The organism is Blastococcus sp. SYSU DS1021 (assembly GCF_054050995.1).
On sequence record NZ_JBJHAL010000032.1, the window covers coordinates 1 to 24,009 of the forward strand.

The window sequence follows — 24,009 nt, forward strand, 5'->3', positions numbered from 1 at the left end:
CCCCCCCCCCCCCCCCCCCCCCCCCCCCCCCCCCCCCCCCCCCCCCCCCCCCCCCCCCCCCCCCCCCCCCCCCCCCCCCCCCCCCCCCCCCCGCGCCCCGAACTGCTCCACCCGGATGTCCGCCGCCGGGATGCCCAGGGTCTCCAGCAGCCGGGTGGCCGCGCCGGCGAACGCGGCCGAGCCGCAGACGAAGGCCGTCTGACCCGGCTCCCACAGCGGCACGAGGTCCGCGGCGGTGAGCCGGCCGGCGGGCCGGATGCCGTGCGGCTCCCGCGTGGTGACGACCAGCGCGCCGGCGGCGAGCAGCTCGTCGGCGTAGGGCAGCAGCTCCAGCGTCCGGACCGAGACGGCGATCCGGAGCCGGTCGGCGCGTCCCAGCGCCCGGGCGGTGCGCAGCATCGACACGAACGGGACGACGCCGGTGCCGCCGGCGACCAGCAGCGCCGGGCTCTCCGTGTCCCACACGAACCAGCCACCGATGGGGCCGCGCACCTCCAGCACGTCGCCCGGCTCCACGACGTCGGCCAGGTGGGTGGAGACCTCGCCGTCGTCCAGCCGTTCCACGAACAGCTCCACCAGCGGATCGCCGGGCGCGGAGGCGACCGAGTAGGAGCGCTGCGCGGTGTACCCGTCGGGGGCGGTGAGCCGGACCACGTAGTGCTGCCCGGGCAGGTGGTCGACCCGGTCGGCGACGTCCAGCCGCAGCTGCACCGAGCGCGGCACCGGCCGACGGACGCCGGCGACGGTGGCCGTCCGCCAGCCACCGGCAGGGGCACCGGGGACCCCGGCGCCGAGCACGACCGGGTCCGGGGCCTCAGTCACCCTGGTACCGCTGCTGCCGCCACGGGTCCCCGCGGTCGTGGTAGCCGTTCTGCTCCCAGAAGCCCGGCTGGTCACGGGCCAGCAGGGTCAGCTTGCTGATCCACTTGGCGCTCTTCCAGAAGTACAGGTGCGGCACCAGCAGCCGGACGGGACCACCGTGCTCCGGGGTCAGCGGGCGACCGTCGAAGTCCCAGACCAACCACGCCTTGCCGCCGGTGACGTCGGCCAGCGGCAGGTTGGTCGTGTAGCCGGTCTTCGACGTCGCCATGACGAAGTGCGCCTCGGCGGTCGGCCGGGCGGCATCGAGCAGCGTGTCGACGCTGACGCCGGAGAACCGGGTGTCGAACTTCGACCAGGTCGTGACGCAGTGGATGTCGCCGCGGTACTCCGACGGCGGCAGCCGGTGCGCCTCCTCCCACGACCACGTCGTCGGCGACTCCACCTTCCCGTCGACGGTGATGCTCCAGGTCTCGGGTGAGATGCGCGGGGTCGGCTCGGCGGTCAGCACCGGCCAGTCGGCGCCGACGTCGTACTGGCCGGGCGGCAGCCGCGGGTCGCGCTCGCGGCGGCGGCCGAGGAATCCACGGGTGGGGGTGGGCACGAGGACACGATCCCCCACCGGAGGCGCCTGGACCACCACCGCGCGCCCCCGACGTGCACGGATGCCGGGAGCCTCCCCTCCGACCTGCGGTGAGGGTCGCCTTACATGAGCCGTGTCACCTCGTGTTGGCTTGGTGGCAAGCACCGTGTAGTCCTAGCGTGGGGACTTGTGGTGACGGTGGAGCACACTCAGCGCAGGACCCCGAAGGTGGCGAAGACCAACTCGGTCTTCAAGAAGGCCGTGATGGCCGTCAGCGGCATCATCATGGTGCTGTACCTGATCGCGCACGTGATCGGGAACCTGAAGGCCTTCTCCGGCGCCGAGGCGTTCAACTCGTACTCGGGCTGGATCCGGACGGTCGGCAACCCGGCGCTGCCCGGGCAGACCACGCTCTGGGTCATCCGGATCGTGCTGCTGGTCGCCGTCGTGGCGCACTTCTGGGCCGCCGTCTCGCTGTGGCGCCAGGCCAAGCGTGCGCGCCCGTCGGGCTACGTGACCAAGAAGGCCACCGCCCAGAGCTACGCCTCGCGGACGATGCGCTGGGGCGGCGTGATCGTCGGCGCCTTCATCATCTACCACGTCCTCGACCTCACCCTGGGTGCGGTGAACGCCGAGGGCTTCGACAGCACGCCGTACGACCGGCTCGTCGCCAGCTTCCAGAACCCGTTCGTCACGATCTTCTACGCCATCTCGGTGATCCTGCTGGGCATGCACCTGCGGCACGGCATCTGGAGCGCCACGCAGACCTTGGGCCAGAGCAACCGGCGCCGCGAGAAGACGGTCAGCCTGTTCGCCCTCGGGTTCTCGACCGTCCTGACCCTCGGATTCCTGCTGGTGCCGTTCTCCGTCCTCTTCGGGCTCATCGACTAAGGAGCTCCCCCAGATGCCTCTCGAGCTGTTCACCGTCGGCGAGCCCATCGCCGACACCAAGGCCCCCACCGACGTCCCGATCGGCGAGCGCTGGAGCGAGCGCAAGTTCCGCGGCCGCCTGGTCAACCCCGCCAACCGCCGCAAGATGACGATCATCGTCGTCGGCACGGGCCTGGCCGGTGGCTCCGCCGCCGCCACGCTGGGCGAGGCCGGCTACAACGTGAAGTCGTTCTGGTACCAGGACAGCCCGCGCCGCGCGCACAGCGTCGCCGCGCAGGGCGGGATCAACGCCGCCAAGAACTACCGCAACGACGGCGACAGCGTGCACCGGCTGTTCTACGACACGGTCAAGGGCGGCGACTTCCGCTCGCGCGAGAACAACGTGCACCGCCTCGCCGAGGTCAGCGTCAACATCATCGACCAGTGCGTCGCCCAGGGCGTCCCCTTCGCCCGCGAGTACGGCGGCCTGCTCGACAACCGCTCCTTCGGTGGCACCCAGGTCTCGCGCACCTTCTACGCCCGCGGCCAGACGGGCCAGCAGCTGCTCTACGGCGCCTACCAGGCGCTGGAGCGGCAGATCGCGGCCGGGACCGTCGAGGAGCACTCGCGCACCGAGATGCTCGACCTGATCGTCGTCGACGGCCGCGCCCGCGGCATCGTCGCCCGCGACCTCGTCAGCGGCGAGATCAGCACGCACTTCGCCGACGCGGTGGTCATCGCCAGCGGTGGCTACGGCAACGTCTTCTACCTCTCCACCAACGCCAAGGGCTCCAACACCACGGCGATCTGGCGGGCGCACAAGCGGGGCGCGTACTTCGCCAACCCCTGCTACACGCAGATCCACCCCACCTGCATCCCGGTCAAGGGCGACTACCAGTCGAAGCTGACCCTGATGTCGGAGTCGCTGCGCAACGACGGCCGCGTGTGGGTGCCCAAGGAGCGCGGCGACGACCGCGACCCGCGGGACATCCCCGAGTCCGACCGCGACTACTACCTCGAGCGCCTCTACCCCTCGTTCGGCAACCTGGTGCCCCGCGACATCGCCTCGCGCCAGGCCAAGAACGTCTGCGACGAGGGCCGCGGCGTGGGCCCGGGTGGGCTCGGCGTCTACCTGGACTTCGCCGAGGCGATCGAGCGCCTCGGGCGTCCGGCCGTCGAGGCCAAGTACGGGAACCTCTTCGACATGTACGCCCAGATCACGGGCGAGGACCCCTACGAGGTCCCGATGCGGATCTACCCCGCCGTGCACTACACGATGGGCGGGCTGTGGGTCGACTACGACCTGCAGTCGACGATCCCGGGCATGTTCGTGATCGGGGAGGCCAACTTCTCCGACCACGGCGCGAACCGGCTCGGCGCCTCCGCGCTGATGCAGGGGCTGGCCGACGGCTACTTCGTGCTCCCGTCGACGATCAGCAGCTACCTCGCCGACGGGCCGTTCGAGAAGGTCGACGAGAGCCACCCCGCCGCCGTCGAGGCGCTCACCGGTGTGCAGGAGCAGGTGCAGAAGCTGCTGAGCATCAACGGCAACCGCACCCCGGCGTCCTTCCACCGCGAGGTCGGCCAGCTGATGTGGGACCTCTGCGGCATGGAGCGCACGGACGAGGGCCTGCGCAAGGCCATCGACCGCATCCAGGAGATCCGCAAGGAGTTCTGGACCAACCTGAAGGTGACCGGCGACTGGCACTCGTTCAACCAGACGCTGGAGCACGCCGGCCGGGTCGCCGACTTCATCGAGCTCGCCGAGCTGATGTGCATCGACGCCCTGCACCGCCGCGAGAGCTGCGGTGGCCACTTCCGCGCGGAGAGCCAGACGCCCGACGGGGAGGCGCTGCGCGACGACGAGAACTTCGCCTACGTCGCGGCCTGGGAGTGGACGCCGGAGGGCCAGCCCCCGGTCCTGCACCGGGAAGACCTCGAGTACGAGTACGTCCACCTCGCCCAGCGGAGCTACAAGTGACAGCCACACACGAAGGCCCGATGCGCTCCAGCGTCGGCAACCCCGCGGCCGAGAAGCGCGGGATGAACCTGACGCTGCGCATCTGGCGCCAGCAGGGGCCGACGGCCAAGGGCAAGATGGTGACCTACAAGATCACCGACATCTCCCCCGACATGTCGTTCCTCGAGATGCTCGACGTGCTCAACGAGCAGCTGATCATGCAGGGTGACGACCCGGTCGCCTTCGACCACGACTGCCGCGAGGGCATCTGCGGCATGTGCGGCGTCATGATCAACGGTCAGGCGCACGGCCCGCAGCAGACGACCACGTGCCAGCTGCACATGCGTTCCTTCAAGGACGGCGACTCGATCGACATCGAGCCGTGGCGCGCCACCGCGTTCCCGGTGATCAAGGACCTCGCCGTCGACCGGCGGGCGTTCGACCGGATCATCCAGGCCGGCGGCTACATCAGCGTGCCCACCGGCACCGCGCCCGAGGCGCACGCGACCCCGGTGCCGAAGGCCGACTCGGACGCCGCGTTCGACGCCGCCACCTGCATCGGCTGCGGTGCCTGCGTGGCGGCCTGCCCGAACGCCTCCTCGATGCTGTTCACCGCCGCCAAGGTGACGCACCTGGGGCTGCTGCCCCAGGGCCAGCCCGAGCGCAACGACCGCGTGGTCAACATGGTGGCGCAGCAGGACCGCGAGGGCTTCGGCGGCTGCACGAACATCGGCGAGTGCTCCGCCTCCTGCCCGAAGGGCATCTCGATGGAGACGATCTCCCGGCTGAACCACGACCTGCTCGGCGCCCTGCGCGCCGGGGCGCGGCCGAAGAGCTGACCTCACCGCGCCCCCCTGGCGCGGAACTGCACGAGAGCCCCCCTCCGGACACCGGAGGGGGGCTCTCGTGCACTCCGAGGCCGCACGCCGGCTGGCACACTGCGCGCGTGCTGCCCACGACCGCCGAAGACCGCGTGGCACCCCCGACGGCGTCCCCGGTCCGCGCGCTGCTGCACGTCTTGCTGGCCGGCGGGCTCGGCATCCTGATGGCGGTCGTGGGCGCGCCCGTCGTCATCGCCTCGCTCTTCGGCGGCTGGACCGCCGTGGGCATCGCGGTCGCCGTGCTCACCGCCGTCGCCTGCGGGCTCGCCGTCGCCGTGGACCGCACCGCGGGACCGGGTGGCTGCGGCCGGCCCGGCTCGGTGCTGCGGGGCGTCACCCTGGGCGTGGTCGCGTCCGGTGCCGTCGTCGTGCTCGCGGGGGTGGCGCTGCGCCTGGACGTCGGCGACGGCGTGCCCGTGCTGCTCCGCTACGCGGCCGCCGGTCTGCCGTTCGCCGCGGTCGCCGGCCTGCAGTGGCCCGGCGTGGTCCGGATCGTCACGGCGGTGCTCCTCGCGGGATGCGCCGCGGCGGTCCTCGTGCCGCGCGGGACGGAGGCGGCCCAGGACGCCCAGCAGCAGCGGATCCTCACGGAGGTGGGCACCACTGACCACCCGTGGGTCACCGCGGTCGACGGCTACCGGGTCTCCGCGTCCCAGGCGACCGGCAGCCCGCTGATCTGGACGCGGCTGGAACGCGCCGACCACCGGGCCGACGCGGTGCTCTGGCTGTTCCGCGCCCAGCCGGTGGATCCCGCGGCGGCCGACCCGTGCGCAGCGACCTCGCTCTGGACGCCGGGCGGCGACCAGCCGATGACCTCCTGCACCGCCCTCGGCGACGGGCGCTGGCTGCGCTCGTCCGGGTACTGGCAGGAGCTGGTCCGCTTCGACCCCGACGTCCGGATCGGCGTGACGGCCGACCCGGTCGTCGCGCTGCCGGTGCTCGAGGCGGCGCTGGCCGCGGCTCGCCCGATGACCGAGGACGAGTACGAGACCTGGCTCGACGAAGGGCTCACGCCCGGCTGGTGAGCGGCGCCTGCTCCCGCTCGTCCAGCCAGCTCCACAGCTCGTCCGGCGGTAGCGGCCGGCTCAGGTGGTACCCCTGGACGACGTCGCAGCCCAGCTCCGCGAGGGCCGCGACCGTCGCCGCGTCCTCCGCGCCCTCCGCCACCAGCACCAGGCCCAGCGCGTGCGCCAGCTGCAGGGTGGAGGTGACGATCGAAGCCGCTCGGGCGCTCCCGGTCATCGCCGCGATGAACGTGCGGTCCAGCTTCAGCTCCGTGACCGGCAGCGCGGCGAGGTAGGCCAGGCTGGAGTGGCCGGTGCCGTAGTCGTCGATGGCCACGCCGACGCCGTCGTCCCGCAGCCGGCCGAGCACCCCGACGGCGCGCTCCCGGTCCTCCATCAGCAGGCTCTCGGTGACCTCGAGGACCAGGCTGCCCGCGGTCAGCCCGTGCGCGGCGAGCAGGCGGGCGACGTCGTCCGGGAAGGACTGGTCGACCAGGTTCGAGGGGCTGACGTTGACCGCCATGGTGAGCGACCGGCCCTGGTCGGCCCAGCGGCGGCACTGGGCCAGGGCCATGTCGACCACCCGGGCGGTCAGTTGGCCCATGAGCCCGGCCGACTCCGCCAGGTCGATGAACGCGTCCGGGTAGAGCAGCCCCCGCGTCGGGTGCTGCCAGCGGACGAGCGCCTCGACGCCTGCCACCGTGCCCGTGGGGAGATCGAGCTTCGGCTGGTAGTGCAGCACCAGCTCACCGGTCTCGAGGGCCCGCCGCAGCGCCGAGACGTCCTCCAGCCGGTGCCGACCGTGCCCGTCCCGGTCCTCGTCGTACACGGCGGCGCCGAGGCGGCCGGACTTCGCCGAGTACATCGCCAGGTCGGCCAGCTGCAGCAGCTCCGCGGCGCTGCGCGAGTGCTCGGGGCCCACGGCGACACCGACGGCGGCGTCCAGGCCGAGCTCCATGCCGGCGAGCCGGAACGGGCGCCGCAGGTGGTCGCGGAGGCGGTCGGCCAGGACGAGGGCGCCGTCGACGTCCAGGTCCTGGGCCAGGACGACGAACTCGTCCCCGCCCAGCCGGGCCAGCAGGTCACCGTCGCGCACCTGCGCCCGCAGCCGGGTGCCGACCTCCCGCAGCAGCGCGTCGCCGACACCGTGGCCCAGCGAGTCGTTGATCTCCTTGAACCGGTCGAGGTCGAGGACGAGGACGGCGAGCTCCTCACCGGCGAGGAGCCGCGTGTCCAGGGCGTCGAGCGCCTCGAAGACGCAGCGCCGGTTGGGCAGCCCGGTCAGCTCGTCGGTGCGCGCCTGGCGGCGGCTGTCGGCCAGCGCGCGGACGGCGCGGAAGGTGAGCGCGGTCCGCGCCAGGGCGGCGAGGACCGCGCCGAAGGCGAGCGCCCCCGTCATCGGGTCGCCGCCACGGAAGTACCCGTGGACGAGCAGCCCGACCGCGGTCAGGGTGCACACCGCGGGGACGAGCAGCGGCGCGCGGACCGCGGCGGGGTCGGAGATGCCCCCGGCGGGGGCGTGGCAGGCCGAGAACCCGAAGCACAGGAACGCCAGACCCCAGACCACGTCGAGCGCGCTGCCCACGGAGTACGTGTCGTGGGCGACCTGGTAGGCGTACACGGTGTCGCCGGTGACGAACAGCAGGAGCCCGGTGACGACCCACCACCAGCCGCCCCCGCCGCGCCGCCCGATGACGACCAGGCCGGCGGCCAGCAGGCTGAGCAGCAGCAGGTCACCCACCGGGTAGGCGATGCCGACGAAGGCGGCGCCGTGCCCGTCCGCCGCGGTGCGGAGCAGGTCCCCGAGGGCCAGGGACGCGGCCAGGGCCCCGGCGGTGAGCCCGGTGACCAGGCAGTCGAGCCAGAGGTCGGCCGTGAGCCGCCGCACCCGGCCGCGGATCATGAGCAGCAGCGCGAGGAAGGCCAGCGGGTAGAACCCCAGCTGGAGGGCGTCGGCCCACGACGGCCGGGGCACCGTCTCCAGCCCGCGGTAGTGCAGCTCGTAGACCGCGCCACCGAGCAGGTAGGCCCCGACCGCGCCGGCGAAGCAGAGCCACGCCCGGCGTGCGACCGAGGTCACGCGTGCCCGCAGCACGAGCACGACCGTGAGGGCGGCGAGGAAGACCAGCTTCCCGCCCGCGGCCAGGTACTCCCCGACGTACGGGATCCCGAGGGCGGCCATCACCAGGCAGAGCACCCAGGCGGCGGACGCGACGGCGGCCGTGACCCGCACGGCACGCAGCGCCCGGTCCGCGTCGCGCCCCCGCGTGCTCCCGGTGCGCCGCTCATCCATGACCGGACGATCGGCGCGGTACGAGATCGGCTGAAACGCAGCTCACGTCCCTCCTCCCCCGCCGGGGGGAGGCCGGGGCCGCGCCGGGAGCGTCAGGCGGGAGGCACCGGCGGGATGATCCGGTCGACGACGTCGGCCGGCATCAGCCCGGCCTTGCCGAAGCGGCTGGCCGCTTCGATGAACTGCGGCGCGGAGGCGGCAAGCTCGACGAGCATCGCCCGGGCGTCGTCCTCCCGGCCCGCGAGGGCCGCGACGACGGCCCGCCACATCAGCTGGTCGGGTTCGGTGACCGGGTCCATGGGGCGCAGCAGCTCCAGCTCCCGGTCGGCCGTGACGGGGTCCCCGTCGATGGCCTGCTGGAAGGCGCGGACGACGTCCTGGTAGCGGGCGCGGGTCACGGTCAGCTCGGCCAGGGCGCCCAGCGGGTCCGGGGAGTCGTCGACCCGCAGGTCGACCACCATGTCGTGCCAGGGACGCCCGGTCGTGGTCGCGCGGACGACCATGATCGCGGCCGACCGGCGTCCCCGGAAGTCACCGCCGGCCTCCTCCCCCGCCACCAGCGCGCTGAGCAGGCGCTGCGCGAGCAGACCGGCGGAGCCCTCGAACCGCTCCACCATCGCTTCCCACACCGCGGGCGAGCTCGCCATGTTGGCCAGCGCGACGCAGTTGTCGCCGACGAGGTGACCGGCGGCGTCGACGCAGCTGGTGCCCGTGTACACGGCGAAGTCGCCGGCGAGACCGAGGACGGCGACCTGCCGGCGCTCGGGCTGGGGGTCGACGCTGCTGAGCGCCGTCAGCACCTCCTGCGCGGTGAACCCGCCGCGCAGGAGGTCGAGACCGACGGAGCCGTACATGGGCTCGGCCATCGACTGCGTGGCGATGACCCCGTGCCCCGGGAGGGCGAAGGGGACGCTGTTGCCGACCGCGAAGGCCTGGGACTGGGTGGCGACGCCCATCTCCCCCGTCTCGGGGTCGCGGGCCACGATCGAGTAGGTCACCGCGGCGGCCTACCCGCGGCTCCCCGGGACCCGAAACCCCGGTGCGTCACAGTGCGCGGTCCCCCATGGCCTGGGCCAGGAGCTCCACCGACCGCAGCCGTCCGTCGAGGGACGCCGACTGGTGGGCGACGATCAGCTCGTCGGCGTCGGCCAGCTTCGCGAACCCCTCGAGGTGCTCGCGCACCTCGGCCGGGGTGCCGACGGCGGTGTGGGTCAGCATGGTGGAGACGTGCTGACCGGCTCCCTGCGCGAGCAGCTGGTCGGCCTGCTCGTCGGTGAGCGCCCGGCCACGGCCGAACAGGCCGACGGCCAGGTTCCGCCGGACGGCCTGCAGCTGCTCCTGCGCGGCCGCGGTGCTGTCGGCGGCGACGACGTTGACCCCGGCGATGACGTAGGGCTCCGCCAGCTGCTCGGAGGGCTTGAACTCCCGGCGGTAGGCGGCGACGGCCGGCTCGAGCATGGCCGGCGCGAAGTGCGAGGCGAACGCGTAGGGCAGCCCGAGCGCCGCGGCGAGCGTGGCGCCGAACATCGACGACCCGAGCACGTACAGCGGCACCCGCGAGCCCTTGCCGGGGATCGCGTCGACACCGGGCACCCGGCTCTCACCGGCCAGGTAGGCCTGCAGCTCGAGGATGTCCTGCGGGAAGCTGTCGGCCGAACGCGGGTCGCGGCGCAGCGCGTACATGGTGTTCTGGTCGCTGCCCGGGGCACGGCCCAGCCCCAGGTCGATGCGGCCGGGGTACATCGCGTCGAGCGTGCCGAACTGCTCGGCGATCGTCAGCGGCGAGTGGTTGGGCAGCATGACCCCGCCGGCACCCAGCCGGATGCTGCTGGTCTGCGCGCCGACGTGCGCGATCAGCACGCTGGTGGCCGACGAGGCGATCGAGGGCATGTTGTGGTGCTCGGCGTACCAGACGCGCGCGTAACCGTGCTCCTCCGCGCGCTGGGCGAGGGCCACGCTCGCGGCGATGGCGCTGTTCGCGGTCTCCCCGCGCGGGATGGGTGCCAGGTCGAGGACGGACAGGGTGATGCTCATGTGCGGTACGGGCCTTTCACGTCGGTTGCCTGGCGCAACGCCGCCGGCCCGCCGCACCTTCCCCTGCGCCCTGGGAGCGTTCCGGCCGCGCCGCGTGTCCTGCAGTGGCCGTGGAGCGCCGCGAACACCCCCAGAGCGTGGGTCAGCGGCTCTGCAGCGCGTCCAGCGCGACGGCCATCGCCGCCGCCACCCGGAAGTCCAGGCGGTCGTCGGGAACGGTCACCGTGTACTGGTCGCGCAGCGCGATCCGCTTCTCGCTGCTCATCACCAGCGCCCCGGTCCGGCTGTCGGTGAAGTCAAAGTGGAAGAGGAACGGCACCGGGATGCTGTCGAGGAACGGGATGAGGCCCCACACCCGGCGCAGCAGCGCGATGAACCGGTTGCGCTCCTGGCCGACGGCGTCGATGCCGGGCGCCGACAGATGCCAGGTGGAGCGCAGCAGGCTGGCGCCGAACGCCTTCCGGAAGTAGCCGACGGGCTGCCCGTGCTCGTCGAGGACGTCGTGCTCGGCGCCGACGTCCAGCCGCTGGCGGGCCTTGAAGGAGAACACCCGCCGGCTCTTGGACTCGTCGGCGAAGAAGGTGACCTCCTCCCGCAGCTTCATCCGCTTCTGCTCGGCGAGGGCGAGGAGCTGCCCTTCGCTGCCGTCGGGGTTCGCCGAGCGCACCTCGTAGCGGTTGACCATCATCGTGACCCGCTGCCGGACGAAGAACTTCGGCACGACCACAGGGGCCGGCTGGGGCGCGGGGGGAACGGTCACGACGGTGCTCCAACAGTGGTCGACGGCTGGGGTCGGCCCATCCTGTCGGATCGGCGCCCCTCGCGGGCCGGTGCCGACCGTCGGCCGGCCCGCGGGAGGGCGACCGGGCTCACCGCGGGGACGCCGCCCGCCCACCGGTGAGGACGTCGTGCAGCCGCTGCACCTGCCGCTCCAGAGGGCTGGGGTTCTCGTCGTCCCGCATCGGCCCCGCGGGCATCAGCACCCACAGCAGCAGGTAGACGAGGATGCCGGCACCACCGGCGACGGTCAGGCCGACGAAGCCGACCCGCCACAGCACGGCGTCGATGCCGGTGTACTCGGCGAGCCCGCCGCACACCCCGCCGGCCATGCGGTCGGTGGTGCTGCGCCGGAGCTCCGGTCGCCGCGGCGGGAGCTGCTGCCCGCCGTCGGGGGCGTCCGCGGGCGGAGGGAGGGGAACTGAGTTCGTCATGCCACGAGCCTGCGCGCGGCGCCGCCGGCGCGACATCCGGTGACACCCGGATCCGTCCCCGAGAACGGCGCTCGGGGTCTCCCCCGGCCGGACCTCACCGCAGCGGGAGCGGCGTCGTGTCGCCGTCCTCCCGCGGGCCGAGGATCCAGCGCTCCTCGAGGGCGATGGGCACGTCGTTGATGCTGGCCTCCCGCCGGCGCATCAGGCCGTCGGCGGCGAACTCCCAGTTCTCGTTGCCGTAGGAGCGCCACGTGCGGCCCTCGGCGTCCTGCCACTCGTACTGGAAGCGCACCGCGATGCGGTCGTCGGTGAAGGCCCACAGCTCCTTGCGCAGCGCGTAGTCCAGCTCGCGCTGCCACTTGCGGGTCAGGAAGTCCACCACCTGGTCACGGCCCCGCAGGAACTCGGCGCGGTTCCGCCAGACGGTGTCCTCCGTGTAGGCCTGCGCCACCCGGACCGGGTCGCGGGTGTTCCACGCGTCCTCCGCGGCGCGCACCTTCTGCTGGGCGGTCTCCAGGGTGAACGGCGGGAACGGTGGTCGGGACACGCGGTGCCTCCTCGGGCGCAGCGGCGGCCGCCTGCCGGCCACCGGGTGCCAGCCTGCCGGGGGTGCGGGCCCCCTCGCACGCCGGCCGATGAGTTCGCCGCGGCCGGCCCGTCTAGGTTCTCGACGACCGGTTCACCGAAGGAGATCCCGTGGGACGCATCGCCGCCGCCCTGTTCACCACCGTCGACGGTTCGGCCGAGCGCCCGGACCAGTGGCACGGGCCGTACTTCGACGAGGCGATGGGCGCGGCCATGGACCGGCACCTGGGCCGGTGCGAGGCCTACCTGATGGGCCGCGTCCTGCACGACCAGTGGGCCCGGTACTGGCCCGGCAACGACAGCGACGAGTTCGCCGAGTTCATCAACCCGGCCACCAAGTACGTGCTGTCGACGACGCTCCAGGGCTCCGACTGGGCCGGGACGACGGTGCTGCGCTCCCTCGACGAGGTGCGGGCGCTGAAGGAGCGCACCGCCGGCACCATCGGCATGTCCGGCAGCCTGACGACCGTGCGGTCGCTGCTGGAGGCCGGCCTGCTCGACGAGCTGGTGCTGCTGGTGGACCCGGTCGTGGTCGCCGGGGAGCGCCGCTGGACCGACGAGCTGGGCCGCACCCCGCTGGAGCTGCTGTCCTCGGAGGCCTTCCCGACCGGCGTCCTGCACCTGGTCTACCGGCCCGCCCGGAAGGGGTGAGACGCCCGGTCGCCGCCAGGTGTTCCGGACCGCGTCACCGGGCGGACACCTTCGGTGCCCACGCTGGCGCCATGACGGCGAGCCTCTTCGTGATCGGGATCCGGGTCGGCTGGATCGGGCGTGACGTCCGGTCGGACGACGCCGGGGCCGGTCGCGCGGACGACGTCGTGCACGCGGTCGCCAAGCCGGTGGTGGACGGGCTGGAGGCGTCGCTGTGCGGGCAGCTGGTGCGGGCGACCGCCGCGCAGGACTGGCCCACGCAGCACGGCACGGCGCGGTGCGGGGAGTGCGCCCGCCTCGCCGGCTGATCCCGGCGGCCGCGGTACGACTGTTACCGGGTCGCTCCCCTGCCGTGCGCGCGCTGCTCCCCCACGGGTCACCTTCCGGCCGGAGCCTGGTGCTGTCCGGACGGAGACGATCCAGGAGGAAGCCATGACCACGCCCGCAGCCAAGCCGCCGGCCACGTCCACCACCGAGCCGAAGAACCGCAAGCAGTCCGACGAGGACGCGGCCGGCACCGAGCCGACGACGCCGGAGCTCGACGAGCTGGCCCGTACCCGCGAGGAGGCCGAGGACCGGGCCCGGGAGCTGCTGGCCGCCCAGGTCCTGCAGGAGGCCCGCAACGGATCCCACGACGAGCGGGCCCGCCAGCTGGTCCTCGCCGTCCGCCGCGACCTCCTCGTGGAGCTGCGCGAGCAGGAGCAGGAGCAGGCCCGCCGGCAGCTCGCCGCGGCGGCGGACAGCAGCGAGGACGCCGTCGTCGGCCTCGTGCAGGGGGTGACGACGATCGTGCGCAGCTTCGTGCCCGCCGTGTTCGTCCGGCCGGAGGAGGTCATCGAGACCACCTACGCCCTGGCCGACCAGGGGCTGCGCGTGACCCGCCGGCTGGCGCTGACCCTGACCGAGAGCGTGCGCGGGCTCGTCACGACCTGACGGGACGCGCTCCGTCGGCGAGGGCCGCCGGGTCACCCCCCGGGCGCCCCTCGCCGACGCACGGGGTCCGGTCCACCGCCGCTGGGTGGCCTCCTCCCCTACTCTCCCGGCGTGCTCGATGCCCGCGAGAGCTCACGACCGGTCCGGGCCGACCGGTGGCGGTGGCCCGTGCGCACCCTGGCGGTCCTCGCCGTCGTGTGCTGGGCCGCCTCCTACAGCTGGCTCCTCGGGTGGACGCCGCCCACCCGGTGGCTCCACCCGACCGCGTCGCCGTGGCTGGTCATGGAGCTCGCGGCGGTGGCAGCCGGGGCGGCCGCGGTGGTCGGCGGCGCCGTGCTGGCCGGGCGAGGGAGCCCCGCCGGCCGGCGCACCGGGGTCCGGTCGGCGTGGCTGGGCGGCCTGGCGCTGCTCGCGACCGCCGCCGGTCTCGCCGTCGCCGTGTGACTCCGTGGACTTCCTCGCCCTGTCACACCGGCGGCGCGGCCGGTGTCTCCATGTCGTCGGATCGACACACCTGGAGGAGGAGACATGGCGAGCAGCACGCGGGTCCCCGCGACCGAGGTCACCGGCATCTACGGAGGCCTGGTGAAGGCGATGTGCCGGAGGATGTTCGGCCAGGTACCGGAGTCCGTCGGCGTGCTCTGGCACCACCCGGCCGTGGTCAAGGACCTGATGGGCCTGGGCCGCAAGGCCGACGCGTGGCACCGGCTGGACCCCCAGCTCGCGAACTTCGCGTCGATGGCCGCGGCCGCGGCCGTCGGGTGCAGGTTCTGCCTGGATCTCCACTACTTCATGACGCGCAACCGCGGGCTCGACGAGGCGAAGGCCCGCGAGGTGCCGCGCTGGCGGCAGTCGACGGTGTTCACGCCCCTGGAGCGGCGAGTGATGGAGTACGCCGAGGCGATGAGCCAGACGCCGCCGGCCGTGACCGACGAGCTGTCGGCCGCGCTGCTGACCGACCTCGGCGCGCCCGCGCTCGTCGAGCTGACCGCCCGGGTCGGCGCGATGAACCTCACGGCGCGGGCCAACGTCGCACTCGGCATCCGCTCACAGGAGTTCGCGGCGTCCTGCGGCCTGCCGCCGCTGGCCACCCCTTCGCGGGACGGCCTCACCCCGGCATGACCGACGACCCCTTCCCCGCCCACCGCGGCCTGCTCTTCACCGTCGCCTACGAGCTGCTCGGCTCGGCCGCCGACGCCGACGACGTGGTGCAGGAGACCTGGCTGCGGTGGGCCGAGGTGGACCCCGCGACGGTGCGGGACCCGCGCGCCTACCTGGTGCGGATCGTCACCCGGCAGGCGCTGAACCGGCTGCGGACGATCTCCCGCCGGCGCGAGGACTACGTGGGCGAGTGGTTGCCGGAGCCGCTGCTGACCGGCCCCGACGTCGCCGAGGACGTCGAGCTCGCGGAGAGCGTCTCGATCGCGGTGCTCACGGTGCTGGAGACGCTGGGACCGGTCGAGCGCGCGGTCCTCGTGCTGCACGAGGTGTTCGACGTGCCCTACGACGAGATCGCCGAGGCGGTGGGCAGGTCCAGCGCCGCGGCGCGGCAGATCGCGCACCGGGCCCGCGAGCACGTGGCGGCCCGGCGACCGCGGATGACGGTGAGCCGCACCGAGCAGCAGCAGGTCGTGGACCGGTTCCTCGCCGCGCTCACCGGTGGCGACGTGCAGGCGCTGCTGGACGTCCTGGCGCCCGACGTCGTCGTGGTCGCGGACGGCGGCGGTCTGGCGCCCGCCGCCCGGCGACCGTTCGCGGGCCGGGCGCGGGTGGCGAACGCGCTGTCCCGGTTCGCCGAGCTCGCGCCCGGCGTGCGGATCACCACCCCGCTGGTCAACGGGGCGGTCGGGGCGCGGATCGACCCCGGCGGCGAGTTCGACACCGTGGTCACGTTCGTCGTCGAGGACGGCCGGATCAGCCGCATGTACGCGGTTCGGAACCCGCACAAACTGGGCAGGCTCGACACGGTGGCCGAGCTGCGGCGTTGACCAGAGGTCCGCGGCCTGATCCTGGGGAGCGGACGTGGCGGGAACGAACGTGCTCATCGTGGGCGGCGGCAACGCCGGCATCTCCCTGGCGGCGCGGCTGCTCCGGGACGGGGTGGAGGACGTCACCGTCGTGGCGCCGTCCCCGGTGCACCGGTACAAGCCGCTGCTGAACTACGTCGCCGCGGGCGAGGCGTCGATGGCGGAGCTCGAGCGCCCGATGGCCGACGTCGTGCCGGACGGGTGCACGTGGATCCGCGACGCCGTCGACGCCGTCGACCCCGCCGCCATGACGGTGCGCACCCGCGGGGGCCGGACCCTGCACTGCTCGACCCTCGTGCTCTGCCCCGGCCTCGTGGAGGACTGGGACGCGACGCCGGGGCTGCAGCGGGCCTACACCGAGGGGTGGGCCGCGTCCTCGTACGTGCCGGGCAGCGCCCCGCTGGTGTGGCCGGGCGTGACGTCGCTGCGGGCCGGCTCCGTGGTCTTCACCGTGCCCCCGGAGCCGGCGTCCTGCGGGCCGACCGCGCTCAAGCCGCTGTTGATGGCGTGCGACCACTGGCGGCGCGCCGGCGTGCTGGACGACCTGCAGGTCCGCCTCGTGCTGCCGGCGGCGGCGGGGACCGGCATCCCGGAAGCGGACCGGTACCTGGAGGACGTGTTCGCCGGCTACGGCATCGAGGTGCTGCGCGAGTCACGGATCGAGCGGGTGGACGGCGACCTGCACTCGGTCACGATCACCTCTTCGAGCGGCCGGCGGGTGCTGGAGGACGTCGCGTTCGCGCACGCCGTCCCGCACTACCGGGCGCCGCGCTGGATCGCCGACGCCGGCCTCGCCGTCGATGCCTCCCCCGGCCTGGTGGACGTCGACCCCGGGACGCTGCGGCACCGCCGGCACGGGTCGATCTGGGGCCTCGGCGACGCCGCCGACCTCGCCACCCGCCCGTCGGGGGGCGCGCTGCGGAAGCAGGTGAAGGTGCTGAGCGAGAACCTGTCGGCCGCCGCGACGGGCAAGCCGATGCAGCAGTACAACGGCTACACGGTCATGCCGATCACCGTGACGCGCCGGAAGCTGATGCTGAACGAGGTCGACCGCGACAACCGGTCCCAGCCGTCGGTGCCCTTCCTCGACCCGTTCGTGCCGCGACGCTGGCAGTGGCTGTTCGACCGCTACGGGCTGCCGCAGGTCTACTGGCACCGCATCCTCCGCGGCCGGGTCTGACCCCGTCCTGAAGGTCCTCGACAGGGCCCGCGCCCCATGTCGAGAATCCGAGCGCGGCTCCGTCCCCCGGGTGCGAACGGCCAGAATGGGCCGTACCTCACCAGGGAGAACACCATGGCCAAGTACCTGCTGCTCAAGCACTACCGCGGCGCGCCGGCGGCGGTGAACGACGTCCCGATGGAGAAGTGGACGCCGGAGGAGATCTCGGCCCACGTGCGGTACATGCAGGAGTTCGCCGAGCGGCTGGAGGGCACCGGCGAGTTCGTCGACGGGCAGGCGCTCGCGCCCGAGGGCACGTGGGTCCGCTCGGACGGCGAGGGGCGGCCGCCGGTCACCGACGGCCCGTTCGCGGAGACGAAGGACCTCATCGCCGGCTGGATGGTGATCGACGTCGACAGCCACGAGCGGGCGGTGGAGCTGGCCGGTGAGCTCTCCGCGGCTCCTGGCGCAGGTGGGGAGCCGATCCACGAGTGGCTGGAGCTGCGCCCCTTCCTGACGGCGCCGCCCACCGTCACGGAGTGACCGCACCGGTGGACGAGACCCTGCTCCGGGCGCTCATCCCCACCGTGATCGGGATCCTCGGCCGCCGCGGAGCCGACTTCGCGGCGGCCGAGGACGCCGTCCAGGAAGCGTTGGTCGAAGCCGTCCGGGTGTGGCCGGACGACCCGCCGCGCGACCCGCGGGGATGGCTGGTCACGGTGGCCTGGCGCAAGTTCCTCGACGCCACCCGCGCCGAGTCCTCCCGGCGGCAGCGCGAGCTGCGCGTCGAGGCCGAACCGCCGCCGGGGCCGGCCGAGGTCCTGGACGATTCCCTCCGGCTCCACTTCCTGTGCGCCCACCCGTCCCTGACCCCGGCCTCGGCGGTCGCGCTCACGCTGCGCGCGGTCGGCGGCCTCACCACGCGGCAGATCGCCCAGGCGTACCTCGTGCCGGAGGCGACCATGGCGCAGCGGATCAGCCGGGCCAAGCGGACCGTGTCGGGCGTCCGGTTCGACCAGCCCGGGGACATCGCGACCGTGCTGCGGGTCCTTTACCTGGTCTTCAACGAGGGCTACTCCGGCGACGTCGATCTCGCCGCGGAGGCCATCCGCCTCACCCGGCAGCTCGCCGCCGTCAGCGACCACCCCGAGGTGTCGGGGCTGCTGGCGCTCATGCTGCTGCACTCCGCGCGCCGCCCGGCACGAACCCGCCCCGACGGGAGCCTCGTGCCCCTGGCCGAGCAGGACCGCACCGCGTGGGACACCCGGTCGATCACCGAGGGCGTCGAGGTGCTGCAGGCCGCGCTGGCCCGCGACCGGCTGGGTGAGTTCCAGGCGCAGGCCGCGATCGCCGCGCTGCACGCCGACGCACGCACCGCCGGGGAGACCGACTGGGTGCAGATCGTGGAGTGGTACGACGAGCTGGTGCGGCTCACCGGCAGTCCGATCGCCCGCCTCAACCGGGCCGTCGCGGTCGGCGAGGCCGACGGTGCGCGGGCCGGTCTGGCCGCCCTGGCCGAACTGGACCCCTCGCTCCCCCGCTACTCCGCCGTCGCGGCGTACCTGCACGAGCGCGACGGCGACCCGGCGACGGCGGCGCGGCTCTACGCCGAGGCCGCCCGGGCCGCCCCGAACCTGCCCGAGCGCGACCACCTCACGCGGCAGGCGGCCCGGCTCAACGCCCGACCGGGCTGACGAGGGGTTACCGCTGCTGCCGGCGGGCGACGAGGACGAGGCCGCCCACCAGGATCACGAGGGGCGCCCAGCCCGGCAGGCCGAAGGGCCCGACGATCAGCTGGATCACGAAGATCGCGAGCTGGAAGGCGACGATGAAGCCCACCAGGAGCAGGATCCCGAAGAGCAGCGGCCGTTCCGCCTGCAGCTGTCGCAGGTAGTCCATCAGGTCTCCTCGGTCGTGGGGCACCCCGGCGACACCGGCCATCGGGGACATCGACACCAGAACGTTGCTCCTGTAACCCCTGTTCCGCGCGTCCACCGTGGGGTGCGCCCGGAGGTCACACGTTGAAGCGGAACTCCACGACGTCGCCGTCGGCCATGACGTAGTCCTTGCCCTCCATGCGCACCCAGCCCTTGCTCTTTGCCTCGGCCATCGACCCTGCCTCGACCAGCTGGTCAAAGCTGACGATCTCTGCCTTGATGAAGCCGCGCTGGAAGTCGGTGTGGATGACCCCGGCAGCCTGCGGGGCGGTCGCGCCGACCGGGATCGTCCAGGCGCGCGACTCCTTGGGCCCGGCGGTGAGGTAGGTCTGCAGCCCCAGGGTGCGGAAGCCGACCTTCGCCAGCTGGTCCAGCCCGGGCTCGCTCTGCCCGATCGACTCGAGCAGCTCGGCGGCCTCGTCGGCCGGCAGCTCGATCAGCTCCGACTCGGTCTGCGCGTCGAGGAAGATCGCCTCCGCCGGAGCCACCAGCGCCCGCAGCTCGTCGAGCTTCTCGCTGTTCGCGAGCTCGTCGGCGTCGACGTTGAACACGTAGAGAAACGGCTTGGTGGTGAGCAGCGTCAGCTCGCGCAGCGGCTCGGGGTCGACGCCGGCGGAGAAGAGGGTCTTCCCCTCGTCCAGCACCTTCTGCGCGTCCTGGGCGGCGGACAGCAGCGCGGCGCGCTCCTTGTCCTTCTTCGCCTCCTTCTCCAGCCGCGGGATCGCCTTCTCCAGCGTCTGCATGTCGGCCAGCACGAGCTCGGTGTTGATCGTCTCGATGTCGTCCGCCGGGCTCACCTTGCCCTCGACGTGCACGACGTCGGGGTCGCTGAAGACCCGGATCACCTGGCAGATCGCGTCGCTCTCGCGGATGTTCGCCAGGAACTTGTTGCCCAGGCCCTGACCCTCGCTGGCGCCGCGCACGATGCCGGCGATGTCCACGAAGGACACCGTCGCCGGGATGATCTTCTGCGAGCCGAAGATCTCCGCGAGCTTCTCCAGCCGCGGGTCGGGCACCCCCACCACGCCGACGTTCGGCTCGATCGTCGCGAACGGGTAGTTCGCCGCGAGGACGTCGTTCTTGGTCAGGGCGTTGAACAGGGTCGACTTGCCGACGTTGGGCAGGCCGACGATCCCGATGGTGAGGCTCACGGGAGCTCAGAGTACGGCCCCGGCGCACCGCCTCCGGACGCCCGACATCGTGGTGGCACCCGCGCGGCGGCGCCCACCACCGTGGGCCTCCCCGCCCTGATGAGGTCCGTGCTCCAGTTCCCCCCGCCGCCGGCCGACGACCGTGATGGATCGGTCGAAGGGATACAGCGTGGGCAAGCACCGCACGGACGCAGCTCGCGGCGGGTCCCTGCGGAGCGGCCGTGGTGCGGCCCAGGTCCAGGGCTGCCCCTCGGGGCCGATGACGATCCGGTCACCGCCCCGGCGAGGGCAGCAACCCGCGCTCCACCGCCACCAGCACCGCCCGGGTCCGGTCGTCCACCCCGAGCTTCGCGAAGACCCGCAGCAGGTGCGTCTTCACCGTCGCCTCGCCGATGAACAGCTGCCGGCCGATCTCGGCGTTCGTCAGCCCCCGCGCCACGCCCGCGAGCACCTCCAGCTCGCGCGCGGTCGGCGCCTCGGCGGCCGGGGCCCGCAGCCGCGAGACCAGCCGCGCGGCGACCGGCGGCGCCAGCACGGTCTCCCCGCGGGCCGCGGCCCGGACGGCGTCGGCCAGCTGCGGCAGTGGCGTGTCCTTCAGCAGATAGCCGGTCGCCCCCGCCTCCACCGCGCGCACGATGTCGGCGTCGGTGTCGTAGGTGGTCAGCACCAGCACGCGGACGTCCGGGTGCGCGGAGAGGATGCGCCCGGTCGCCGTGACGCCGTCCATCCGTGGCATGCGGAGGTCCATGAGGACGACGTCCGGCGCCAGCTCGGCCACCCGCGCCAGCGCCTCGGCCCCGTCGCCCGCCTCCCCGACCACGTCGAGGTCGGGCTGCGCGTCGAGCCACCCGACCAGGCCGCCCCGGACCACGGGGTGGTCGTCGACCACCACCACCCGGATCACCGCGCTGCCGCTCACGAGGCCGGCACCCACACCGTCACCCGCGTGCCCTCACCGGGCGCCGACACCACGTCGACCTCGCCACCGACCGAGGAGACGCGGTCGCGCAGCCCCTCCAGCCCCGCACCGCGCGCGCGGGACGGTTCGAAACCCACCCCGTCGTCCTCCACGTGCACCGACACCTGCCGCGCCCCCTCACCGCCGACGACCGACACCCGGATCACCACCGCCCGCGCCGCCGCGTGCCGGCGCACGTTGGTCAGCGCCTCCTGCGCTCCCCGGAGCAGGACGACCTCCTCGTCGCGGCGCAGCGCCAGACCGCCGTCCAGCGCCGACGTGTCCACGCGCACCGGGAGGCCGGTCTCGCGCCCGAACCGCTCGGCCAGGCGGGCCAGCGCCTCGACCAGGGTCGAGCCGTCCAGCGCCACCGGCCGGAAGGCGGCGACCATGGCGCGCGCCTCGGCGAGGTTCTCCCGCGCCACCTCCTCGATCAGCGTCAGCCGTTCGCGGGCGACCACCGGGTCGGCGGCGAGCTGGGCGGCCGCGGTCTGCGCCAGGACCACGATGCTCGTGTAGCCCTGCGCGAGGGTGTCGTGCACCTCCTGTGCCAGCCGCTCCCGCTCGGTCAGGACACCGCGCTCGTGCTCGGCGCGGGCCAGCTGCGCCCGGGTGCGCTCCAGCTGCTCGATGAGCTCGGCGCGGTGAGCGCTCTGGTGCAGCACCCGGCTGATCCACAGCCCCAGCGCCAGGCTGAACAGCAGGCTGATGGCGGTCTGCACCAGCACCTCCCGTGCCAGCTCCCCCGATACCGCGCGCACCAGCGGGCCGGCCGCGGTGGCGGCTGCCAGCAGCACGGTCCACGCCACACCCGTCGTCCGGCCGTGCACGACGAACCACACCTGCGGATAGGCGAGGAACAGCAGGAAGAACAGCTCCGGGGACAGGAACCCGAGCGCGCAGAACCCGGCGACGAGCACCGCCAGGTAGACGACCGCACGGACCGGCGCATCACCGCTCAGCGCCGGCGCACCGGCCAGCACGTACGCCAGCGCGAACCCCGCCAGCACCCCCAGGACGGCGGTCAGCCGCCCGCCGTCGTGGTCGGCGACCGCCGTCGCCACGGCCAGCCCCCACAACGCCGCCGAGATGACGTGCATCCCGACGACGGTCGCCCGCCAGCCGCGCTCGGACAGCGGTTCGGCGCCGCCCTCCTCGTCCGCGGGCGGGAGGAAGGCGGCGCCGAGCCGGCTGCGGACGCTCATCCGGCGTTCCGCCGCCAGCGGAACGTCCGGGCGCAGACCACGACGCCGATGATCACCCATGCGGCCAGCACCACGGCAGTGGTCCCGTGCTCCCAGCTGCCCGCGGGCTCCGCGGCCGCGGCCGCGTCGGGCAGGAAGACCGAGCGCATGCCCTGCGTCATCCACTTGAGCGGGAAGACCGCGGCCAGCTGCTGCATCCACCCCGGCAGCTCCGAGAACACGAAGAACACGCCGGAGAAGAACTGCAGGACGACGGCGACCGCCGGGATGCCCGCGCCCGCCGCCCGCGCGCTGCCGACGAACGACGACACCGCGATGCCGAGCACCGTGCCGGCGAGGATGCCCAGCACCGCCACCCAGGCGAAGGTCAGCCAGCGGCCGGCGTCGCCGGGCATCGGCACGTCGTAGACCGTCGCCGCCACCACCAGCAGCACCGTCAGCTGGACGACGGTCGTGAGCAGCACCTGGCCGGCCTTGCCGATCCCGTACGCCAGCGGCGGGGTGCCCAGCGTCTGCAGCCGCAGCAGGTCGCCGCGGTCGCGCTCCTCGGTGATCGCGAGGCCGACGGCCTGGAAGCTGGTCAGCATGATCCCCGTCGCGGCGATGCCGGCGAGGAAGTACTGCCGGAAGTCCACCCCGGGCGCCACCTCGCGGCCGGCGAAGATCGAGCCGAAGATCACCAGCATCACGACCGGGTAGGCGAACGAGAACACCAGCTGGCCCGGGTCGCGGACGAACAGCCGCAGCTCCAGGGCCACCCTGGCCCGCCCGATCGCCCAGGCCCCCGGGGGCGCCGGACGGCGGGCGGCCGGCGGCGGGGTGGGCAGCAGGGCGGTCATCGGGGAGCTCCCTCGGAGACGAGCCGGAGGTAGACGTCCTCCAGGCCGGGGCGGGTCACGGTCAGGTCGGGGATCTCGCCGGTTGGGGTCGCCGCCAGCAGGTCGCGCAGGACGCCGGCCGGCGTGCGGGTGACGACCTCGCGCACGACGCCGTCCTCGGTCCAGCGCACGGTGGCCTCCTGCCGCAGCGCAGCGCCGAGCGCCCCGGGCGCGGCCACCTCCACCAGCCGGCCCGCCGCGATCACCCCGACCCGGTCGGCCAGGTGCGCGGCCTCGTCGAGGTAGTGGGTGGTGAGCACGATGGTGGTGCCGCGGTCGCGGAGCCCCTCGACCAGCGACCAGAACTGCCGGCGGGCGACCGGGTCGAGCCCGGTCGTCGGCTCGTCGAGGAAGAGCAGCTCCGGCCGCCCCTGCACGCCCAGCGCGACCTCCAGCCGCCGCCGCTGCCCGCCGGAGAGCCGGTCGACGCGCGTGCCCGCCGCCCCCTCCAGACCGACGGCGGCGAGCAGCTCGACGCTGTCCTGCGGGGTCGCGTGGTAGTGCGCGTAGTGGTCGACCGTCTCGCGCACGGTGAGGGCGTCACCCGCCCCGGTGCTCTGCCCGACGACACCGACGCGGTCCCGCCAGCGCCGGTCGGCGCCGGCCGGGTCCTCCCCCAGCACCTCGAGCGTCCCGCCGTCCCGCCGCCGGAGGCCGGCGAGGATCTCGACGGTCGTCGTCTTGCCGGCCCCGTTCGGGCCCAGCAGGGCGAACACCTCGCCCCGCCGGACGTCGAGGTCGACGCCGTCCACGACGGCCCGCCCCCCGTACCGCTTCACCAGACCGCGCACCCGCACGGCCGGTCGCTCGCCGGCTGCCGCACCGGGCACGTCCGGCGCCTCGTGGATCGTCGTCATGCAGCCAGCATCG

Annotated in this window: 27 protein-coding genes; 13 read left to right on the plus strand and 14 right to left on the minus strand. The window is 73.7% G+C overall.

The annotated features are described in order from the left end of the window. A partial coding sequence (locus ACI8AP_RS18865) for an FAD-binding oxidoreductase (protein ID WP_456590903.1) occupies window positions 1-822 on the minus strand: 822 nt, incomplete at its 3' end. After that, window positions 815-1,423, minus strand: coding sequence for a sulfite oxidase-like oxidoreductase (locus tag ACI8AP_RS18870; protein WP_456590904.1), 609 nt, complete (start codon window positions 1,421-1,423; stop codon window positions 815-817). The genes ACI8AP_RS18865 and ACI8AP_RS18870, both read right to left, overlap by 8 nt. A 207-nt stretch (window positions 1,424-1,630) precedes the next feature. Here ACI8AP_RS18870 and ACI8AP_RS18875 point away from each other — a divergent pair, with 207 nt between their 5' ends. The 4 genes from ACI8AP_RS18875 to ACI8AP_RS18890 all read left to right on the plus strand — a co-directional run bounded on the left by ACI8AP_RS18875 (window position 1,631) and on the right by ACI8AP_RS18890 (window position 6,138). Beyond that, window positions 1,631-2,293, plus strand: coding sequence for a succinate dehydrogenase cytochrome b subunit (locus ACI8AP_RS18875; protein ID WP_456590905.1), 663 nt, complete (start codon window positions 1,631-1,633; stop codon window positions 2,291-2,293). A 13-nt stretch (window positions 2,294-2,306) separates the two neighbouring features. Beyond that, window positions 2,307-4,253, plus strand: a complete 1,947-nt coding sequence (locus tag ACI8AP_RS18880) for a fumarate reductase/succinate dehydrogenase flavoprotein subunit (RefSeq protein ID WP_456590906.1) — start codon at window positions 2,307-2,309, stop codon at window positions 4,251-4,253. Between the two features lie 20 nt (window positions 4,254-4,273). Continuing rightward, the gene (locus ACI8AP_RS18885; RefSeq protein ID WP_456590907.1) at window positions 4,274-5,071 is read left to right on the plus strand and encodes a succinate dehydrogenase/fumarate reductase iron-sulfur subunit; all 798 of its coding nucleotides are present in this window, start codon (window positions 4,274-4,276) and stop codon (window positions 5,069-5,071) included. A 107-nt stretch (window positions 5,072-5,178) separates the two neighbouring features. Continuing rightward, window positions 5,179-6,138: a hypothetical protein gene (locus ACI8AP_RS18890; protein WP_456590908.1), complete on the plus strand. Its 960-nt coding sequence runs from the start codon at window positions 5,179-5,181 to the stop codon at window positions 6,136-6,138. On the opposite strand, the gene ACI8AP_RS18895 is transcribed toward ACI8AP_RS18890, so the two are convergent. The 6 genes from ACI8AP_RS18895 to ACI8AP_RS18920 all read right to left on the minus strand — a co-directional run bounded on the left by ACI8AP_RS18895 (window position 6,122) and on the right by ACI8AP_RS18920 (window position 12,202). Further along, on the minus strand, window positions 6,122-8,410 hold the full coding sequence (locus ACI8AP_RS18895) for a putative bifunctional diguanylate cyclase/phosphodiesterase (RefSeq protein WP_456590909.1): 2,289 nt from the start codon (window positions 8,408-8,410) through the stop codon (window positions 6,122-6,124). The two genes, ACI8AP_RS18890 and ACI8AP_RS18895, sit on opposite strands and share 17 nt — an antisense overlap. Before the next feature lie 92 nt (window positions 8,411-8,502). Continuing rightward, window positions 8,503-9,408 (minus strand): DUF1028 domain-containing protein, encoded by a 906-nt coding sequence (locus ACI8AP_RS18900; RefSeq protein ID WP_456590910.1) that lies wholly within the window; start codon window positions 9,406-9,408, stop codon window positions 8,503-8,505. A 46-nt stretch (window positions 9,409-9,454) separates the two neighbouring features. Beyond that, entirely contained in the window at window positions 9,455-10,444 is a 990-nt protein-coding gene (locus ACI8AP_RS18905; protein WP_456590911.1) for an LLM class flavin-dependent oxidoreductase, read from the minus strand. A gap of 142 nt (window positions 10,445-10,586) precedes the next feature. After that, complete coding sequence (locus ACI8AP_RS18910) at window positions 10,587-11,204, minus strand: hypothetical protein (RefSeq protein ID WP_456590912.1); 618 nt, start codon at window positions 11,202-11,204, stop codon at window positions 10,587-10,589. A gap of 109 nt (window positions 11,205-11,313) precedes the next feature. Continuing rightward, complete coding sequence (locus tag ACI8AP_RS18915; protein ID WP_456590913.1) at window positions 11,314-11,655, minus strand: PspC domain-containing protein; 342 nt, start codon at window positions 11,653-11,655, stop codon at window positions 11,314-11,316. Window positions 11,656-11,749: 94 nt separating this feature from the next. After that, window positions 11,750-12,202 carry a nuclear transport factor 2 family protein gene (locus tag ACI8AP_RS18920; RefSeq protein WP_456590914.1) on the minus strand — a complete coding sequence of 151 codons (453 nt, stop codon included), beginning with the start codon at window positions 12,200-12,202 and terminating at the stop codon, window positions 11,750-11,752. Between the two features lie 149 nt (window positions 12,203-12,351). Here ACI8AP_RS18920 and ACI8AP_RS18925 point away from each other — a divergent pair, with 149 nt between their 5' ends. The 9 genes from ACI8AP_RS18925 to ACI8AP_RS18965 all read left to right on the plus strand — a co-directional run bounded on the left by ACI8AP_RS18925 (window position 12,352) and on the right by ACI8AP_RS18965 (window position 18,704). Further along, entirely contained in the window at window positions 12,352-12,891 is a 540-nt protein-coding gene (locus ACI8AP_RS18925; protein ID WP_456590915.1) for a dihydrofolate reductase family protein, read from the plus strand. A 71-nt stretch (window positions 12,892-12,962) separates the two neighbouring features. Beyond that, complete coding sequence (locus tag ACI8AP_RS18930; protein WP_456590916.1) at window positions 12,963-13,199, plus strand: hypothetical protein; 237 nt, start codon at window positions 12,963-12,965, stop codon at window positions 13,197-13,199. 124 nt (window positions 13,200-13,323) lie between these two features. After that, window positions 13,324-13,824: a hypothetical protein gene (locus tag ACI8AP_RS18935; RefSeq protein ID WP_456590917.1), complete on the plus strand. Its 501-nt coding sequence runs from the start codon at window positions 13,324-13,326 to the stop codon at window positions 13,822-13,824. Window positions 13,825-13,935: 111 nt separating this feature from the next. Beyond that, on the plus strand, window positions 13,936-14,268 hold the full coding sequence (locus ACI8AP_RS18940) for a hypothetical protein (RefSeq protein WP_456590918.1): 333 nt from the start codon (window positions 13,936-13,938) through the stop codon (window positions 14,266-14,268). Between the two features lie 84 nt (window positions 14,269-14,352). Next, the gene (locus ACI8AP_RS18945) at window positions 14,353-14,946 is read left to right on the plus strand and encodes a carboxymuconolactone decarboxylase family protein (protein WP_456590919.1); all 594 of its coding nucleotides are present in this window, start codon (window positions 14,353-14,355) and stop codon (window positions 14,944-14,946) included. Beyond that, window positions 14,943-15,812, plus strand: a complete 870-nt coding sequence (locus ACI8AP_RS18950) for an RNA polymerase sigma-70 factor (RefSeq protein ID WP_456590920.1) — start codon at window positions 14,943-14,945, stop codon at window positions 15,810-15,812. The genes ACI8AP_RS18945 and ACI8AP_RS18950 overlap by 4 nt, the downstream gene beginning before the upstream one ends. Before the next feature lie 34 nt (window positions 15,813-15,846). Further along, a complete protein-coding gene (locus ACI8AP_RS18955; protein ID WP_456590921.1) occupies window positions 15,847-17,031 on the plus strand; it encodes an NAD(P)/FAD-dependent oxidoreductase in 1,185 nt (394 codons plus the stop codon). 114 nt (window positions 17,032-17,145) lie between these two features. Further along, window positions 17,146-17,553, plus strand: coding sequence for a YciI family protein (locus ACI8AP_RS18960; protein WP_456590922.1), 408 nt, complete (start codon window positions 17,146-17,148; stop codon window positions 17,551-17,553). Beyond that, complete coding sequence (locus ACI8AP_RS18965; RefSeq protein WP_456590923.1) at window positions 17,550-18,704, plus strand: RNA polymerase sigma factor; 1,155 nt, start codon at window positions 17,550-17,552, stop codon at window positions 18,702-18,704. Before ACI8AP_RS18960 ends, ACI8AP_RS18965 begins: the two co-directional genes overlap by 4 nt. Before the next feature lie 7 nt (window positions 18,705-18,711). On the opposite strand, the gene ACI8AP_RS18970 is transcribed toward ACI8AP_RS18965, so the two are convergent. From ACI8AP_RS18970 to ACI8AP_RS18995, 6 genes are all read right to left on the minus strand, one after another. Further along, window positions 18,712-18,909 carry a hypothetical protein gene (locus ACI8AP_RS18970; RefSeq protein ID WP_456590924.1) on the minus strand — a complete coding sequence of 66 codons (198 nt, stop codon included), beginning with the start codon at window positions 18,907-18,909 and terminating at the stop codon, window positions 18,712-18,714. A 115-nt stretch (window positions 18,910-19,024) separates the two neighbouring features. Next, window positions 19,025-20,098 (minus strand): redox-regulated ATPase YchF, encoded by a 1,074-nt coding sequence (gene ychF, locus ACI8AP_RS18975; protein ID WP_456590925.1) that lies wholly within the window; start codon window positions 20,096-20,098, stop codon window positions 19,025-19,027. A gap of 271 nt (window positions 20,099-20,369) precedes the next feature. Continuing rightward, the gene (locus tag ACI8AP_RS18980; RefSeq protein ID WP_456590926.1) at window positions 20,370-21,017 is read right to left on the minus strand and encodes a response regulator; all 648 of its coding nucleotides are present in this window, start codon (window positions 21,015-21,017) and stop codon (window positions 20,370-20,372) included. Continuing rightward, window positions 21,014-22,261, minus strand: coding sequence for a sensor histidine kinase (locus tag ACI8AP_RS18985; protein ID WP_456590927.1), 1,248 nt, complete (start codon window positions 22,259-22,261; stop codon window positions 21,014-21,016). Before ACI8AP_RS18985 ends, ACI8AP_RS18980 begins: the two co-directional genes overlap by 4 nt. After that, window positions 22,258-23,100, minus strand: a complete 843-nt coding sequence (locus ACI8AP_RS18990) for an ABC transporter permease (RefSeq protein WP_456590928.1) — start codon at window positions 23,098-23,100, stop codon at window positions 22,258-22,260. The genes ACI8AP_RS18985 and ACI8AP_RS18990 overlap by 4 nt, the downstream gene beginning before the upstream one ends. After that, window positions 23,097-23,996, minus strand: a complete 900-nt coding sequence (locus tag ACI8AP_RS18995) for an ABC transporter ATP-binding protein (protein ID WP_456590929.1) — start codon at window positions 23,994-23,996, stop codon at window positions 23,097-23,099. The genes ACI8AP_RS18990 and ACI8AP_RS18995 overlap by 4 nt, the downstream gene beginning before the upstream one ends. Between the last annotated feature and the right edge of the window lie 13 nt (window positions 23,997-24,009).

What these genes read in the sequence shown, in the direction of transcription:
- ACI8AP_RS18880 (WP_456590906.1), top strand. Translation starts at nt 2,307, where the DNA reads ATGCCTCTCGAGCTGTTCACCGTCGGCGAGCCCATCGCCGACACCAAG.
- ACI8AP_RS18885 (WP_456590907.1), top strand. Translation starts at nt 4,274, where the DNA reads ATGCGCTCCAGCGTCGGCAACCCCGCGGCCGAGAAGCGCGGGATGAAC.
- ACI8AP_RS18895 (WP_456590909.1), bottom strand. Translation starts at nt 8,410, where the DNA reads ATGGATGAGCGGCGCACCGGGAGCACGCGGGGGCGCGACGCGGACCGG.
- ACI8AP_RS18905 (WP_456590911.1), bottom strand. Translation starts at nt 10,444, where the DNA reads ATGAGCATCACCCTGTCCGTCCTCGACCTGGCACCCATCCCGCGCGGG.
- ACI8AP_RS18915 (WP_456590913.1), bottom strand. Translation starts at nt 11,655, where the DNA reads ATGACGAACTCAGTTCCCCTCCCTCCGCCCGCGGACGCCCCCGACGGC.
- ACI8AP_RS18930 (WP_456590916.1), top strand. Translation starts at nt 12,963, where the DNA reads ATGACGGCGAGCCTCTTCGTGATCGGGATCCGGGTCGGCTGGATCGGG.
- ACI8AP_RS18935 (WP_456590917.1), top strand. Translation starts at nt 13,324, where the DNA reads ATGACCACGCCCGCAGCCAAGCCGCCGGCCACGTCCACCACCGAGCCG.
- ACI8AP_RS18945 (WP_456590919.1), top strand. Translation starts at nt 14,353, where the DNA reads ATGGCGAGCAGCACGCGGGTCCCCGCGACCGAGGTCACCGGCATCTAC.
- ACI8AP_RS18950 (WP_456590920.1), top strand. Translation starts at nt 14,943, where the DNA reads ATGACCGACGACCCCTTCCCCGCCCACCGCGGCCTGCTCTTCACCGTC.
- ACI8AP_RS18960 (WP_456590922.1), top strand. Translation starts at nt 17,146, where the DNA reads ATGGCCAAGTACCTGCTGCTCAAGCACTACCGCGGCGCGCCGGCGGCG.
- ACI8AP_RS18970 (WP_456590924.1), bottom strand. Translation starts at nt 18,909, where the DNA reads ATGGACTACCTGCGACAGCTGCAGGCGGAACGGCCGCTGCTCTTCGGG.
- ACI8AP_RS18985 (WP_456590927.1), bottom strand. Translation starts at nt 22,261, where the DNA reads ATGAGCGTCCGCAGCCGGCTCGGCGCCGCCTTCCTCCCGCCCGCGGAC.
- ACI8AP_RS18990 (WP_456590928.1), bottom strand. Translation starts at nt 23,100, where the DNA reads ATGACCGCCCTGCTGCCCACCCCGCCGCCGGCCGCCCGCCGTCCGGCG.
- ACI8AP_RS18995 (WP_456590929.1), bottom strand. Translation starts at nt 23,996, where the DNA reads ATGACGACGATCCACGAGGCGCCGGACGTGCCCGGTGCGGCAGCCGGC.